Source organism: Actinocatenispora comari (assembly GCF_017312725.1).
In the GTDB taxonomy this organism is placed as follows: Bacteria; Actinomycetota; Actinomycetes; order Mycobacteriales; family Micromonosporaceae; genus Actinocatenispora; species Actinocatenispora comari.
Genome location: NZ_BOPO01000101.1, coordinates 59,244 through 73,726, shown reverse-complemented (window position 1 = coordinate 73,726; position 14,483 = coordinate 59,244). Strand labels below are relative to the sequence as shown.

At 73.9% G+C, this 14,483-nt stretch carries 10 protein-coding genes; 6 read left to right on the top strand and 4 right to left on the bottom strand.

What is annotated here, in order from left to right; all coding sequences use genetic code 11:
* Positions 1-20: 20 nt before the first annotated feature.
* The 4 genes from gntA to NUM_RS24770 all read left to right on the top strand — a co-directional run bounded on the left by gntA (position 21) and on the right by NUM_RS24770 (position 4,965).
* Positions 21-836: a guanitoxin biosynthesis heme-dependent pre-guanitoxin N-hydroxylase GntA gene (gene gntA, locus NUM_RS24785; protein ID WP_207127329.1), complete on the top strand. Its 816-nt coding sequence runs from the start codon at positions 21-23 to the stop codon at positions 834-836.
* Positions 833-1,777 (top strand): acyl-ACP desaturase, encoded by a 945-nt coding sequence (locus NUM_RS24780; RefSeq protein WP_207127328.1) that lies wholly within the window; start codon positions 833-835, stop codon positions 1,775-1,777. Before gntA ends, NUM_RS24780 begins: the two co-directional genes overlap by 4 nt.
* On the top strand, positions 1,774-2,478 hold the full coding sequence (gene fabG / locus NUM_RS24775) for a 3-oxoacyl-ACP reductase FabG (protein ID WP_207127327.1): 705 nt from the start codon (positions 1,774-1,776) through the stop codon (positions 2,476-2,478). The genes NUM_RS24780 and fabG overlap by 4 nt, the downstream gene beginning before the upstream one ends.
* Positions 2,479-2,715: 237 nt before the next feature.
* Complete coding sequence (locus NUM_RS24770) at positions 2,716-4,965, top strand: MMPL family transporter (protein ID WP_207127326.1); 2,250 nt, start codon at positions 2,716-2,718, stop codon at positions 4,963-4,965.
* 138 nt (positions 4,966-5,103) lie between these two features.
* Here NUM_RS24770 and NUM_RS24765 read toward each other — a convergent pair whose 3' ends face one another.
* Complete coding sequence (locus NUM_RS24765; protein WP_207127325.1) at positions 5,104-7,935, bottom strand: ATP-binding protein; 2,832 nt, start codon at positions 7,933-7,935, stop codon at positions 5,104-5,106.
* A 472-nt stretch (positions 7,936-8,407) separates the two neighbouring features.
* Complete coding sequence (locus NUM_RS24760; RefSeq protein WP_207127324.1) at positions 8,408-8,998, bottom strand: FAS1-like dehydratase domain-containing protein; 591 nt, start codon at positions 8,996-8,998, stop codon at positions 8,408-8,410.
* A gap of 206 nt (positions 8,999-9,204) precedes the next feature.
* On the opposite strand from NUM_RS24760, the gene NUM_RS24755 reads away from it, so the two are divergent.
* Together NUM_RS24755 and upp are read left to right on the top strand one after the other, a co-directional pair.
* Positions 9,205-9,591, top strand: a complete 387-nt coding sequence (locus NUM_RS24755) for a VOC family protein (RefSeq protein WP_207127323.1) — start codon at positions 9,205-9,207, stop codon at positions 9,589-9,591.
* 47 nt (positions 9,592-9,638) lie between these two features.
* Positions 9,639-10,289 carry a uracil phosphoribosyltransferase gene (gene upp / locus NUM_RS24750; protein ID WP_207127322.1) on the top strand — a complete coding sequence of 217 codons (651 nt, stop codon included), beginning with the start codon at positions 9,639-9,641 and terminating at the stop codon, positions 10,287-10,289.
* A 33-nt stretch (positions 10,290-10,322) separates the two neighbouring features.
* On the opposite strand, the gene NUM_RS24745 is transcribed toward upp, so the two are convergent.
* Together NUM_RS24745 and NUM_RS24740 are read right to left on the bottom strand one after the other, a co-directional pair.
* Entirely contained in the window at positions 10,323-12,029 is a 1,707-nt protein-coding gene (locus NUM_RS24745) for a phospho-sugar mutase (RefSeq protein ID WP_207127360.1), read from the bottom strand.
* Positions 12,030-12,214: 185 nt separating this feature from the next.
* Positions 12,215-14,047: a serine/threonine-protein kinase gene (locus tag NUM_RS24740; RefSeq protein ID WP_207127321.1), complete on the bottom strand. Its 1,833-nt coding sequence runs from the start codon at positions 14,045-14,047 to the stop codon at positions 12,215-12,217.
* Positions 14,048-14,483: the final 436 nt, after the last annotated feature.

Genomic DNA, 14,483 nt, shown 5'->3' with positions numbered 1-14,483 from the left:
CGTTGCAGAGGGGCGACGTGATGCAGGATCGCGCAGCGAACCCGTACCTCGGCGGGGACGTACGACGCTCGTACCACGGGATGCGCGGCAAGCGGCTGATGCGGTTGCAGCCCGAGGAGGGGCCGGCGGACGCCGCCGCGACGATGGTGCACGAGACGTTCCGGTCGATGGCGCTGTCGGAGACCTACCCCTGCGTGGTCGCGCGCTCCGCGATGCGCCGAGGCGACTACCGGTTCGGCTGCTACCCGCGACTCGGTACCGAGGCCGCCGCCGCGGCGGTCGCCTGCGACCTGTGGGAGTTCGTGGCCGAGTTCCCGATCCGGCCGGACCGGTACGCCTCGTTCGTCGCCGCGTTCGACGGCCCGTGCACGGCCACCGAGCAGGGGTTCGAGGACCTGCTGTGGCGCCAGCTCCAGCTGCTGCACGGGCTGGACGTCCGGCACAGCCGCTGGGATGCCGCGGTCGGCACCGACCCGACCGAGTACGGCTTCTCCTTCAGTTTCGCCGAACGCGCCTTCTTCATCGTCGGCATGCATCCCGGTGCGTCCCGCTGGGCGCGCCGGACCGCGTGGCCGACGCTCATCTTCAACTCGCACGCCCAGTTCGACCTGCTGCGCGATGCCGGGGTGATGCCGCGGATGCAGCAGACGGTACGGATGCGGGACCGGCGGGTGCAGGGCAGCGAGAACCCGAGTCTCCGGCAGTTCGACGCGAAGCGTCCGGAGACCGTCATGTACTCCGGTCGGCTGGTCGAGGACGACTGGACCTGCCCGTTCCGGCCGGCCGAGCAGGCAACCGAGAACAGCACGCAGCAAGCCGAGGAGGGCTTGGTATGACCCGGATCCTCGACCCCACCGTCGAGCGCGGCCTGTTGGGCGAGCTCGAACCGGTGGTGGCGGCCAACATCGATCGGCACCTGTCGGTCGCGCGGAACTGGAACCCGCACGACTACGTGCCGTGGAGCGAGGGGCGCAACTTCGCGTTCCTCGGCGGCGAGGACTGGTCGCCGGAGCAGTCCCGGCTCACGCCCGTCGCCAAGGCGGCGATGATCGTGAACCTGCTGACGGAGGACAACCTCCCCTCGTACCACCGGGTCATCGCGACCGCGTTCGGCCGGGACGCCGCGTGGCGCACCTGGCTGGACCGCTGGACCGCGGAGGAGAACCGGCACGCGGTCGCGATGCGCGACTACCTGACCGTCACCCGTGGCGTCGACCCGGTCGACCTGGAACGGCGCCGGATGCGGCTGATGAGCACCGGCATCGAGGACGGCCCGCAGGGCCTGCTGGAGAACCTCGCGTACGTGTCGTTCCAGGAGCTCGCCACCCGGGTGTCGCACCGCAACGCGGGCCGCGAGACCGGCTGCCCGATCGGCGACCAGCTGATGGCGCGGATCGCCGCGGACGAGAACCTGCACATGGTCTTCTACCGCAACCTGGTCGACGCGGCGCTGGAACTCGCGCCGGAGGCGATGATGTGCGCGATCCGCGACGTGGTGCTGTCGTTCGAGATGCCCGGTGCCGGGCAGCCGGACTTCCTGCGGTACTCGGCGATCATCGCCAACGCCGGCATCTACGACCTGCGGCTGCACCACGACGCGGTGATCATGCCGGTGCTGCGGTACTGGAAGGTGTTCGAACGCACCGACCTGACGCCCGCCGCGGAGCAGGCGCGCGAGCAGCTCGCCGAGTTCCTGCGCGAGGTCGACGTGGCCGCGGAGCGGTTCGTCGCCCGGCGGGCGGAACGCACCGCGCGCCGGGAACGGAGCCGCTCGTGAGCCGGTCGGTACTGGTCACCGGCGGCAACCGGGGGATCGGCCTGGCCATCGCCCGGGCCCTCGCGGCGGACGGCGACCGGGTGGCGATCACCTACCGTTCCGGCGAACCGCCGGCCGACCTGCTCGGGGTACGGTGCGACGTCACCGATCCGGCCTCGCTGGACGAGGCGCTCGGCACCGTGACCGACCGGCACGGCCCGGTCCAGGTCCTCGTCGCGAACGCCGGGATCACCCGCGACACGTTGCTCGCCACGATGTCCGAGGACGACTTCACCGCGGTACTCGACGCGAACCTGACCGGCACGTTCCGGGTGACCCGCCGGGTGGTGCGCGGCATGGTGAAGGCCCGCTACGGCCGGGTTCTCGCGGTGTCGTCGGTGGTCGGGCTGCAGGGCGCCGCGGGGCAGACGAACTACGCGGCGGCGAAGGCCGGGATGGTCGGCTTCGTCCGGTCGCTGGCCCGCGAGCTCGGCAGCCGCGGCATCACCGCGAACGCGTTGGCGCCCGGGTTCGTGGACACCGACATGACCGCGGTGCTGTCGGACCGGCAGCGCACCGCGGCGCTCGCCGGCATCCCGCTCGGCCGGGCCGCCTCGGCCACCGAGATCGCCCGGGTGGCGCGGTTCCTCGTCAGCGAGGACGCCGCGTACATCACCGGTGCGCTGGTGCCGGTGGACGGCGGCATGGGCATGGGGCACTGAGGCGGAGATCCCGGCCGGGACCGCGGCGGGCGAGGCCCCGGAACGGCAAAGACTTCGGTGCGGAGTTCGGGGGCGGACGGGCCGATCGATGCCAGACTGGTCCGATACCCGGCGATCCGTCCCGAGTGGACGGATCGGCACGACCATCGCCGATCGTCCGCACGACCGCAGGTGGCACCCGGGCGACCCGCCCGGCGCCGCGTCGAACGCCCAGTACTCGTCGAATGGAGCCAGCAGGTGAATGTGATCTCGTCCGGGCAGCTGGACACCGGTACCGCGGACCCGCCGGTCGACGGGCCGGGCCGCCGGCGGCGCCTGGCGCTGGCGCTGCGCCGCCCCCGGCTGATCCTGGTACTGGCGTTCCTGGTGATGGTGGCCGGAGTGGTGCTCGCCGGCAGCGCCACCGCGCTGCTGAAGAACGGCGGCTTCGACGACCCGTCCTCCGACTCGGTCGCCGCCACCAACGTCCTGTCCCGGCACTTTCCGGCCACCCAGCCGAACCTGTCGGTGCTGGTCCGCGCGGACGACGGGAAGATCGACGGCGCCGCAGCGCAGCGCGCCGGCCGGCAGATCGTCGCCACGCTGCGCGGGCACTCCGGCGTCACCGTCGTCGGCTCGTACGTCGGCGGCGCCGACCCGAGCATGGTGGGCAAGGACGGCTCGTACGGGCTGGTCCTGGCCCGGGTCGCCGGGGACGACGACACCTCCGGCAAGGCGGCGAAGCAGCTGCACGACAAGCTCGCCGGGCACCGGGACGGGGTGCACGTCACGTTCGGCGGCATCCTGCAGATCAACAACGACATGAGCGACCAGCTCAACGCCGACCTCGGCGCCTCCGAGCTGGTCGCGTTGCCGCTCACGCTGATCCTGCTGTTCTTCGTGTTCCGCGGGGTGATCGCGGCGCTGCTGCCGCTGTTCATCGGCGTGTTCGCGATCCTCGGCTCGTTCGCGGTGCTCGACGGGCTCGGCCGGCTCACCTCGATCTCGGTGTTCGCGCTGAACCTGATCACCGCACTGGGACTGGGCCTGGCGATCGACTACAGCTTGTTGATCGTGTCCAGGTTCCGGGAGGAACGGGCGAGAGGGCTGGACAAGGCCGCCGCGCTGGCCACGACCATGCGTACCGCCGGTCGTACCGTGCTGTTCAGCGCCAGCATCGTTGCCGCGGTACTGCTCACCATGCTGGTGTTCAAGCAGGACTTCCTGCGGTCGTTCGCGTTCGCCGGGGTGACCGTCGTGGCGGTCGCCGCGATCGGCGCGCTGCTGCCGTTGCCGGCGGCGCTGATGCTGCTCGGCGACCGGGTCGACAAGTGGTCGATCCGGCGCCGCAGGCCGGCCCGGGAACCGCAACGCCGGCTGTGGGGCCGGATCGCCGGGATCAGCATGCGCCGGCCGCTGATCCTCGGCCTGGTGGCGCTGGCGATGTTCGTCGTCGCGGCGGCGCCGCTGCGGTCCATCCAGCTCAACGTGCCGGACGAGCGGGTGCTGCCGACGTCGTCGGAGGGCCGGCAGGCCACCCAGACGATCCGTACCCAGTTCCCCGGCGCCGCCGAGCAGGAGGGCGCGGTGGCGGTGACCACCGACCGGTGGCTCGGCGACGCCAACAGCACCGCCCTCGACGGGTACGCGACGGCGCTGTCCCGGCTGCCGCACGTGGTGGCGGTCAACGCGGCCACCGGCCGCTACGCCGACGGTGCGCGGGTGGCGCCACCGGCGCCGGGCCAGGCGGCCGCGATGCACACCGGCGACGCGGTCTACCTGCAGGTCCTCAACGACGTGACGCCCTACTCGGACAACGGGAAGAAGCTCGCCGAGGCGGTCCGGGCGACACCGGTGCCGGGCGAGCGTACGGTGCGGGTCGGCGGCATGTCCGCGCAGCTGCTGGACATCGACTCGGCGCTGACCGACCGGCTGCCGCTCGCGATCGGGCTGGCCATCCTGATCACCATGGTGTTGCTGTTCCTCGCCACCGGCAGCCTGCTGGTTCCGCTCAAGGCGGTACTGCTCAACGCGCTCGGGCTGACCGCGATCCTCGGCATCCTGGTGTGGGTGTTCCAGCAGGGGCACCTGTCCGGCCCGCTGAACTTCACCCCGTCACCGATCGCGGTGTCGATGCCGGTACTGGTGCTCTGCGTCGCGTACGGGTTGTCGATGGACTACGAGGTGTTCGTGCTGTCCCGCATCAAGGAGACGTACGAGGCGACCGGTGATCCGCGCGGCGCGGTCCGGATCGGGCTCGGGATGAGCGGCTCCATCGTCAGCGCGGCGGCGGTGATCCTGGCGATCACGTTCTTCTCCACCGCGATGTCCGGGGTGTCGGTGGCGAAGCTGTTCGGCATCGGTGCCGGCCTCGCCATCGTCGTGGACGCCACCCTGATCCGGGGCGTACTGGTCCCGATCTTCCTGCGGCTGACCGGGCGCGCGGCCTGGTGGTCACCGGCGGGGATGCGGCGGCTCAGCGACCGGATCGGCCTCGGCCACCACTGATCGGTGTCCCGGCACCGCCCGACCTCGGGCGGTGCCGGGATCGCCGTGCCGGGACCGTGCGGCCTCGGTCGAGGGTTCCCGACGGCCGCTCGGGCAGGCCCGGCCGTCGCAGCGCTGCGCCTCCTGCCTGCCGGCCGCTCAGGCGGCCGGACCGTCGGAGCGGTCCGCCTCCCGCGGCGACGGCACCGGGTACGGGCCGGGCAGCGGTGTCGGCTCGTCCGCCTCCTCGGCGAGCAGCGCGATCAGCCCGGCCCGCCCGGCCACCCGCAGCTTGCGGTACGTGTTGGTCAGGTGCAGTTCGATCGTGCGCTGGGTGACGAACAGCTGCTGCGCGATCTCCCGGTTGGTCTGGCCCTGCGCGGCGAGCAGCGCGGTGCGCCGCTCGGCCGAGGTCAGCGAGCCCAGCCCGGACTCGGTCCGGCGGCGCGGCCGGGCGCCGCTGCGGACCAGTTCGCGCCGGGACCGGTCGGTCAGCCCCACCGCGCCACAGCGCTGGGCGAGGTCGAGCGCCTCGCGCAACAGGTCCCGCGCCGATGCGGCCGCGCCGCAGTCGATCTGGGCCGCACCGAGATCGATCAACGCCCGGGCCAGCTCCAGCATTCCGGGGGAGTCGCGCAACCGGTCGACGGCGTCGCTGAGGTACCGGGCCCGGTCCGCGGTCTCGTCGGCGACCAGGCCACGGACGTGCAGCGCCAACCCGATCGCCCGCGGTGTACCCCAGCGGCGCGCGTCGCGCAGCTGCTCGTCGGCGAGCTGGCGGGCCCGGCCCGGTTCGCCGGCGCGGGCCAGTGCGAGGGCGGTGGTCGACCGCCACCGGTTCACCGCCGGGTTCGTCACGCCGAACTCGGTCAGCCGGCGCCCGCACTCGCGCAGGTCGGTCAGCCCGGCGTGCAGTTCGCCGCTGGCCACCCGGATCCGGCCACGGCTGGCGAGCAGCTGCGTGTACCGCCAGTGCGGCGGCAGCTCGTCGGCCGGTGCGGTCAGGTCGATGATCCGGTTGACCTCGTCCGCCTCGCCCAGCTCGGTGAGCGTGACGATCAGCGCCGATCGGTGGTCGGTGTACAGCGGGATGCCCTTGCCGTCGTCGACCGCTGCGGCGGCCCGCCGGGCCTGGTCCGCGGCCGCCGGTACGTGCCCGCGGGCCAGCGCCACCCAGGACCGCAGCGCGGCGATCTCGGCCACCGCCCCGGTCACCTCGTCGTCGAGCCGGCCGAGCACCCGGTCGGCCAGGTCCAGCCGGTCGGCGTACAGCAGCGGCAGCACCACCGCCATGCACTCGATCGGCTGCAGGCTGGTGAGGGCGTTCGAGTCGACCACGCCGGCGAGCGCCCGGATCCAGTACTCCCGGTCGTTGCCCGCCCAGGCCGCCCCCAGCGCCGCCGTGGCGGTGGCGAGGACGGTCCGTGCCGCGTCGCCGCGGGGCCGGTCGGTGGGCAGCCGGGAACGGGCCTCCCGGGCGGTGTCGGCGTGCAGCAGGGACAGCAGGGTGGCCGAGTCCCGGGCCCTGGTGGCGAGTTCCGGCCGGACCCCGGAAAGCTGGCTCGCGCAGTCGTCGAGTACCTCGATGGCCTCCAGCACCTGACCGTCCCCGGCGAGCGCCTCGCTCAGCGCCCGGTGCGCGGCGTTGACCTGATCCGGCTGGCGTACCACCATGCTCGCGTGCCGCAGGTGCGAGATCGCGCTCGCCGGATGGTGCACGGCCAGCGCGGAGCCGAGCTTCAGCGCGAGCCGGCCGCGGTGCGTGGGTGACATGGTGCCGTGGATGGCCCGCTGCAGGCACTCGGTACCGAGGGCGTGCTCGCCGCGCGCGATCAGGTCGACGGCGACCCGGCAGAGGGTGTCGATCATGTCCGGGTCGATCGCCGGGTTGCCGGCGAGCAGGTGCCGCGCCACCTGGGCCGGGTCGCCGTCCTGCTCGGTGAGCAGCGCCGCCGCGTTCCGGTGGTACTGCTGGCGTTCCGACGAGCGCAGGCTCGCGTAGAGGGCGTTGCGCACGATCGGGTGCACGAACGTGGCCGGCTCGGCGGCGCGCAGGATGCCGAGCTGGGCCAGTTCGGAGATGACGTCGGCGACCGAACCGCGCTCCATCCCGCACATCGCCGCGATCATCGACGCGCAGGTACCGCCGCCCACGACGGCGATCGCGCGGGCCACGGCGGCCGTGGTGGGGTCGTTGCGGCGCAGCCGCCCCAGCACGTACCGGGTCACGCCGGGTGGCGCCAGCTGCCGTACCGCGGCCAGGTCGGCCTTGGCGGGTTCCAGGTGCTCGGCGGCGAGGGTCTGGCAGACCTCGGTGACGAACCGCGGGTTGCCCGCCGTCATCCGGTGCACGGTGGCCGCGAGCTCGTCGTCGATCGGCGCGCCGAGCCGCGACCGCAGCATCGCGGCGACGCCCGCCCGGCTCAGCGCGGCCGGCCGGATCGTCGTCGCGTTCAGGCTGTACCGCAGGTCGGTCTGCGCGTCCGAGGACATGGCGGCGATCTCGTCGGTACGGCCGGTGATGGCGAGGATCGCCGGCAGCTCACCGAGCCGCCGGCTGAGGAAACCGAGCCACCGCAACGACAGTTCGTCGAGCAGGTGGACGTCGTCCACGGCGATGACCACCGGCCCGTTGTCGGCCAGCCGGACCAGCCGGCCGTGCAGCGCGTCGAACGCCTCGGCGAGCCGTTCCGGCCCCGCGTCGCCCTCCTCGCCCCGGCCGTTCTGGCCGAACAGCTGGCTGCGCAGGCCCAGCGGCATGTCGGGTTCGCTCGGCCCGCCGGAGCCGGTGAGTACCTGGGCGCCGGATCGGCGGGCGAGCGTCACCAGGGCGGCCAGCAGGCAGGTCTTGCCCACACCGGCACTGCCCTCGATCACGAGCAGGCCGGACGACCCCGCGAGCAGCCGTTCGACGCACACCTTGAGCGTGTCGAGTTCCTCGACCCGCTCCACCAGCGGTTCGCGTGCTCCGGCTGGGCTGACCGGCGACATGGTTTCGTACCTCCGATTCTCGATGGGTCCGAGACGCGGGGGGATCGCGGCGGCCGGTCCCCGGACACGTACCCGTGGCGCGGGCGGCGGGACGCCGCGGTCGCGACGCGCGGGCGCGGTACGAGGTTCGTGGCCGGCCGGCGTGCAACGCAGGCCAAGGCGGCGTCGGCGACCCGGGGCGAGGGCCGTCGTACCGTTGGCGCGCCGCGTCGCCGCGCGGGCCGGCGCCGGTTTCTCCCCAGGATTTCGTCTGACGAGTCGTTGTCGGTGACCTCCCAGCGGTGGGGTCTGGGACGTGGTCGAGTCTCGCCTACCCGGGCACTTTTCTCGGCCCCGGCAGGCGTCGCCGGCAAGAACTTGTCATCCGGACCCGGTTGCGCGTCGCGCCCGGGTCGGTCCCGGCCGGCCGCGCGGTGGATCGCGCCAGGGCCGAGAGTCCCGGGTCGGTCGGCGTCGGTCGGTGCCGGGTCGGTCAGCTCAGCGGCACGCCGGCGGGCCGCTCGACCATCGTGCAGTACATCGTGGCGACGTGTTCGGTGCTGTTGCAGAACACCCGGCAGCTGACCGTGACCAGGCCGATCCCGCCGGTGATGCGGACGTCGTCGATGTGCGCTTCGAGGTTGAGCACGTCCCCCGGGTGCACCGGCCGCAGGTGCACGAACCGCTGGAAGCCGTGCACGGTCTGGCTGTAGTCCAGGCCGAGCTCGGTGTCGGCCGCGACCTGCGCCCGCTCGGCCCGTTCGGACAGCACGGTGAGGAACGTCGGCGAGGCGAGCACGTCCCGGTAGCCGGCGGCGCGCGCGGCGGCCGGGTCGCGGTAGATCGGGTTGTCGTCGTGCAGCGATTCGGCGAAGATCCGGATGTGCTCCCGGCTGACCTCGTACGGCTCGGTCGGGGGGTAGCTGCGGCCGGCCAGGCTCACGTTGAGCTGCATCTCGTTCCTCTTCTTCGCGTACCGGTTCTTCGCGGACCGGTGGGCTGCCGCGCGCCGGGCACCGGCGGTCGTCACGGACCGGTCGGGCTGGGTCGCGCCGGGCGCCTTGGCGTGGGACCGGCCGGACACCGGCCGCCGCATCGTCCGCCCCGATGCGTGGCACATGCTAATCGTGGCTGTTCGCGGACGCACTCCCGCCGGCGCCGATGCCGCCCGACGTGACCGGATCGTGCCCGATCCCGGCCCCTGCACGACATCGGCCGAACCGATGAGTTTGCCGGCGCCACGTCGTCCGCCCCTCGGTACGACCACGACGAGATGAAGGAGTGTGCGCCATGGCGGAGTGGGCGAAGCGGATCGGAGCGTTGAACCTGATGGTCGACGACCTGGCGGCGATGAAGCGGTTCTACCGGGACACGTTCGACCTCGCCCCGTTGGACGACGAACCCGACACGCTGATCTACCGGCTCGGCGACCTCTACCTCGCGCTGCGGCTCGACCGGGCGCACCAGCCGTCGCCGACCGACCAGGCGGCCCTGGCAGGTATCGGCGTCGGACAGTTCGCGCTGGCGGTGGAGAACGTGGACGAGATGGCGGCCGAGTTGCAGAAGCGCGGCGTGACGCTGCTCAGCGGTCCGGCCGACCTGGCCTGGGGCATCCGTACCGCCACCTTCGCCGACCCGGCCGGCTACGTCTGGGAGATCTCCCAGGACACCGACTGACCGGAGGCGGTACCGTCGCGCCGGCGCCGGGCCGCTAGGTTGTCGGCGTGGACGTCACCGTGGTTGATCACCCCCTGGCCGCAGCCCGCCTCACCGCGATGCGGGACGTGCTGACCGAACCGGGCACGTTCCGGGCCGCGCTGCACGAGCTGACCACGATGCTGGTCTACGAGGCGACCCGGGAGCTGCCGGTCGAGCGCTTCGACATCAACACCCCCGTCTCGCCCACCCAGGGCGTACGGGTGGCCGCCCCGCCGCTGCTCGTGCCGGTGCTGCGGGCCGGGCTCGGGATGGCCGACTCGGCGCTCGGGCTGCTGCCGGAGTCGTCGATGGGGTTCGTCGGCCTGGCCCGGGACGAGCAGACGTTCCAGCCCCGCGCGTACCTGGAGTCGCTGCCCACCGACCTGACGGGCAGTTCGGTCATCGTGCTCGACCCGATGGTGGCGACCGGCGGCTCGCTGGAGCACTGCTGCCGGCTGATCGCGGACCGCGGCTGCACCGACATCACCGTGGTGTGCGTGCTGACCACGCCGGAGGGGCTGGCCCGGCTGGAGGCCAGCGGGCTGCCGCTGCGGCTGGTCACCGCCTCGATCGACGAGCGGCTCAACGACCGGGCGTTCATCGTCCCCGGCCTCGGCGACGCCGGTGACCGCCAGTTCGGCGGGATGCCCCGCTTCGCGGCCGGTACCGACTCCTGACGGCTCTCGGGACGGCCGATCGACCCGGGTCGGTCAGACGCCGAGGGCGGTGGAGATCTCGGCGCGCAGTCGGGCGAGCTCCGGCGCCGGGTCGGCGTCGGCGGCGACCACGACCTCCAGGTACGCCTTGAGCTTCGGCTCGGTGCCGGACGGGCGGACCACCACCCGCAGCCCGTCCGCGGACAGCCGCAGCACGTCGGCGTCGGGCAGCAGGTCGTCGACGGTGACCTTGCGTTCCAGCAGCGTTGCCGGCGGACCCGAGCGCAGCCGGGACATCATCGCGCCGAGGTCGGCCAGGTCGGTCACCCGCACCGACAGCTGGTCGGTCGCGTACCGACCGAACTCGGCGGCCAGCTCGGCCAACCGGTCGACCAGGGTACGGCCGTCCGCGCGCAGCGTCGCGGCGAGCTCGGCGACCAGCAGCGCGGCGGTGATCCCGTCCTTGTCGCGCACCAGCCGCGGCGCCACCGCATAGCCGAGCGCCTCCTCGTACCCGAAGGCAAGGTCGGTGTCGGTGCCGGGTTCGCGAGCGTCAGCGAGCGAGGAGCCCGGCGGTTCCGGGGCCGACTCGGGCACGCTGCCGGCGCGCACGATCCACTTGAACCCGGTGAGCGTCTCCGCGTACCGCACGCCGCGCGCCTCGGTGAGCGCCCGCAGCAGCGAGGACGACACGATCGTCGTCGCGTACACCCCGGGGGTGGCGCGGCGGATCAGGTGGTCGGCGAGCAGCACGCCGACCTCGTCGCCGCGCAGCATCCGCCAGCCGGCCGGATCGTCCGGGCCGGCGCCGAGCGCCGGGTCGGGCACCGCGACCGCGCACCGGTCGGCGTCCGGGTCGTTGGCGATCACCAGGTCGGCTCCGGTCGACGCGCCCAGCGCCACCGCCAGGTCGATCGCACCCGGCTCCTCCGGGTTCGGGAACGCCACGGTCGGGAAGTCGGGGTCCGGCTCGGCCTGCTCGGCGACGATCGCCGGCGGGGCGAACCCGGCCCGGCGGAACGCCTCCGCCGCCACCTTCCCGCCCACCCCGTGCAGCGGCGTGTACGCCACGGCCAGCTCGCGCGGCGCGTCCGGCGCTACGACCGCCACGGCGGCGTCCAGGTAGCGCTCCAGCAGGTCGGCACCGAGCACCTCGCCCGGCTCGCCCAGCGGTACCGCGGTCAGCGGGCCGACCTCGCGGATGGCCGCCTCGATCGCCCCGTCCGCCGGCGATACCAGCTGGGCGCCGGCGCCGCCCGGGCCGCCGAGCGCGGCGCCGAGGTAGACCTTGTAGCCGTTGTCCCGCGGCGGGTTGTGGCTCGCGGTGACCATCACGCCGGCGGCCGCGTCGAGCTCGCGCACCGCGTACGCCAGGACGGGGGTGGGCAGCGGGCCGGGCAGCAGCAGGGCGCGCCGGCCGGCGCCGGTGGCGACCCGGGCGGTCTCCACCGCGAACTCGTGCGAGCGGTGCCGGGCGTCGTAGCCGATCACGATCGGCCCGGCGACGCCCTGGGCCGCGAGCCAGCGGACCAGGCCGGTGGCGGCGGCGCGGACGACGGCCCGGTTCATCCCGTTCGGGCCGGCCCGCAGCGGCCCCCGCAGCCCGGCGGTACCGAAGGTCAGCGGCCCGGCGAACCGGTCCGCGAGCTCCGCCGCGCCGGCCGGGCCGGTGTCCAGGAGCGCCGCGAGCTCCTGCCGGTCGGCCGGGTCGGGGTCGTCGTCGAGCCACGCCGTCGCGCGCGCACGCAGCTGCTCGGTCATCTCCGCGGTCACCGCACCATCCTGCCGCATCCGGCCAACCGGTCGCCCCCGGTCCCGACCGACCGCGGTGACCGGGTGCTGGCGCGGGCCCGACAGGGCGCACACGACACCGGTACGCACCCGCACCTCCGCCCTGCGCGCGATCCGGCTCGCCGGGGCGGAGCCATCCGGACACGCCCTGGCGGTCAGTCGAACCGGTAGCTCTTCACCGCCTGCTGGTAGACCGCCTTGTCCTTGGCGAACATCCGCTGCGGCACCGACAGGTACACCTCGTACAGGTGCCCGTCGACCGCGGTGACCCGCCACAGCGCGTGGCGGGCCTGGCCGTGGTCGGTGAGCGTGTACTCGATCTCCGCCGCATCGTGGCCGCCGAGCTTGACCCCGGAGCGCAGCGCGACCCGCTGGTAGTTGCCGTAGCTGCCGCGCAGCCCCTTCTCCGAGCCGCGCAGGAACGCGGCGGGGTGGCTGCCGGTGCGGTTCGCCTGGAACCGGATCCACGCCTTGCTGTCGGCGGGGTCGGTGAACGTCTGGGGCGACTTGGCGGTCTGCGGCCAGTTCTTCGCCACCACGGTGCTGAACCCCGCCGGGTTGTGTACCGCCTTGGTCGGGCCACCGCTCTCCGCCGCCGGCGTCGTCGAGTTCGTGCTCGGCTCGTCCGGGCTGAACGCGCCGCCGGCGCCGAGCGCCACCACGACCAGGATGATCACCACGATCGCGGCGCCGGCACCGACCAGCCACGGACCGAGGTGCCGCAGCTGGCGGGACGGTGCGTGCGGCTGCTCGTACCCGTCGCCGTAGCCGGGTTCCGGGTACCGCTGGGGCACGGACGCGGTGGCGCGCATCGGGTTGGCCGGTCCGCCGGACGCCGGTGGGCCGGACATCGGCCCGGCCATCCCGCCAGCCGGCGCGCCGGCCATGCCGGGCCCGGGCATCCCGGGGGCGGGCGCGCCGGACATCGGCCCCGGCACCCCGAACTGGCCCGGCGCCGGAGCGCCGGACATCGGTCCGGGCACGCCGGGTGCCGGGGCCCCGCTCATCGGACCGGGGACGCCGGGCGCCGGTGCGGGCGGCCCCGACATCGGGGAACCCGCGGCGTACCCACCGGGGGCCGGCTGGGCGCCGGGGGCCAGCGGCCCGGCCAGCGCGGCGCGCAGCTCGGACCGGGTGCGGTCCACGTCCCAGCGCTGGGCCGGGTCCTTGACCAGCAGCCCGAGCAGTACCGGGGCGAGCGGGCCGGCGTTGCGCGGCGGCTCCGGGTCCTCGTAGACGACGGCGTGCATGGTCGACAGCGGGTCGCCCCGGTCGAACGGCGGGGTGCCCTGCGCCGCGGTGTAGAGCGTGACGCCGAGCGAGAACAGGTCGGACGGCGGGCCGAACTCGGCGCCCATCGCCCGCTCCGGCGAGATGTACTGCGGGGAGCCGAGCACCATGCCCGGCGTGGTGAGCGCCGCGTTCTGGTCGGTCATGATCCGGGCGACACCGAAGTCGGTCAGCACGCACCGGCCGTCCGAGCAGATCAGCACGTTCGCCGGCTTCACGTCGCGGTGCAGCACCCCGGCGGAGTGTGCGGCCTCCAGCGCGCCGAGCACGGACAGGCCGATCTTGGCCACCGCGCGGGGCGGCAGCGGGCCGTTGCGGGTGATCATGTCGGCGATGCTGCGGGCCTGCAGCAGCTCCATCACCAGCCACGGGCGGTCGGCGTCCTGGACCACGTCGTACATCCGGACCACCGACGGGTGCGACAGGCTGGCCGCGGCCCGCGCCTCGCGCAGGGTGCGCTCGTAGAGGGCGGCCCGCTCGTCGGCGGGGATGCCCGGCGGCAGCAGTACCTCCTTGATCGCGACGTCCCGGCGCAGCAGGTCGTCCCAGGCGCGCCAGACCGCGCCCATGCCGCCGGAGCCGATCAGCTCGTGCAGCGTGTACCGACCGCCGATGACCGCGCCGGCGCTGCCGTGGCTGTCGCTCGGCGCCTGGGGCGGCTGGTCGGGGGTGCCGCCGAGGGAAGCTGGGGTGGTCACGAGGTGGGTCCTCCGGTAGTCGACCGCTCCCCGGTGCGGGGCGGCCTCCGAAGCGGGCATCGGTACGAAACGGTCACCAGGACGTGTTTCGGAATGCAACGCGCCGGGGGTTCCGAAATGCGTCCCAGGGTGTGTTTCGGGACCATGGGGGGTTTCGAAACACGCCCTAGTGTGGGCGGTCGGCGCAGGGCGCGCAGCGTGGGGGTCGCACCGTCCATCGCGCCATCACCTTCCGTCCATCGGGTCGTGACGCCGGGTCGGATCGGGCCCGGCGTCGAGGCGACCGGCGCGGGGCCGACCTGGCGGTGCGGCGACCGCCGACCGGCTGGCCCGGCGGCGACACCGGCACCGGTCGTGCGCCGGTGCGCCGGCCCGGCGCGGCGCCTACGATCGGCGCATGACCGCAGCCATGCCAGTTCCCGCCGTGCCGCCGCAC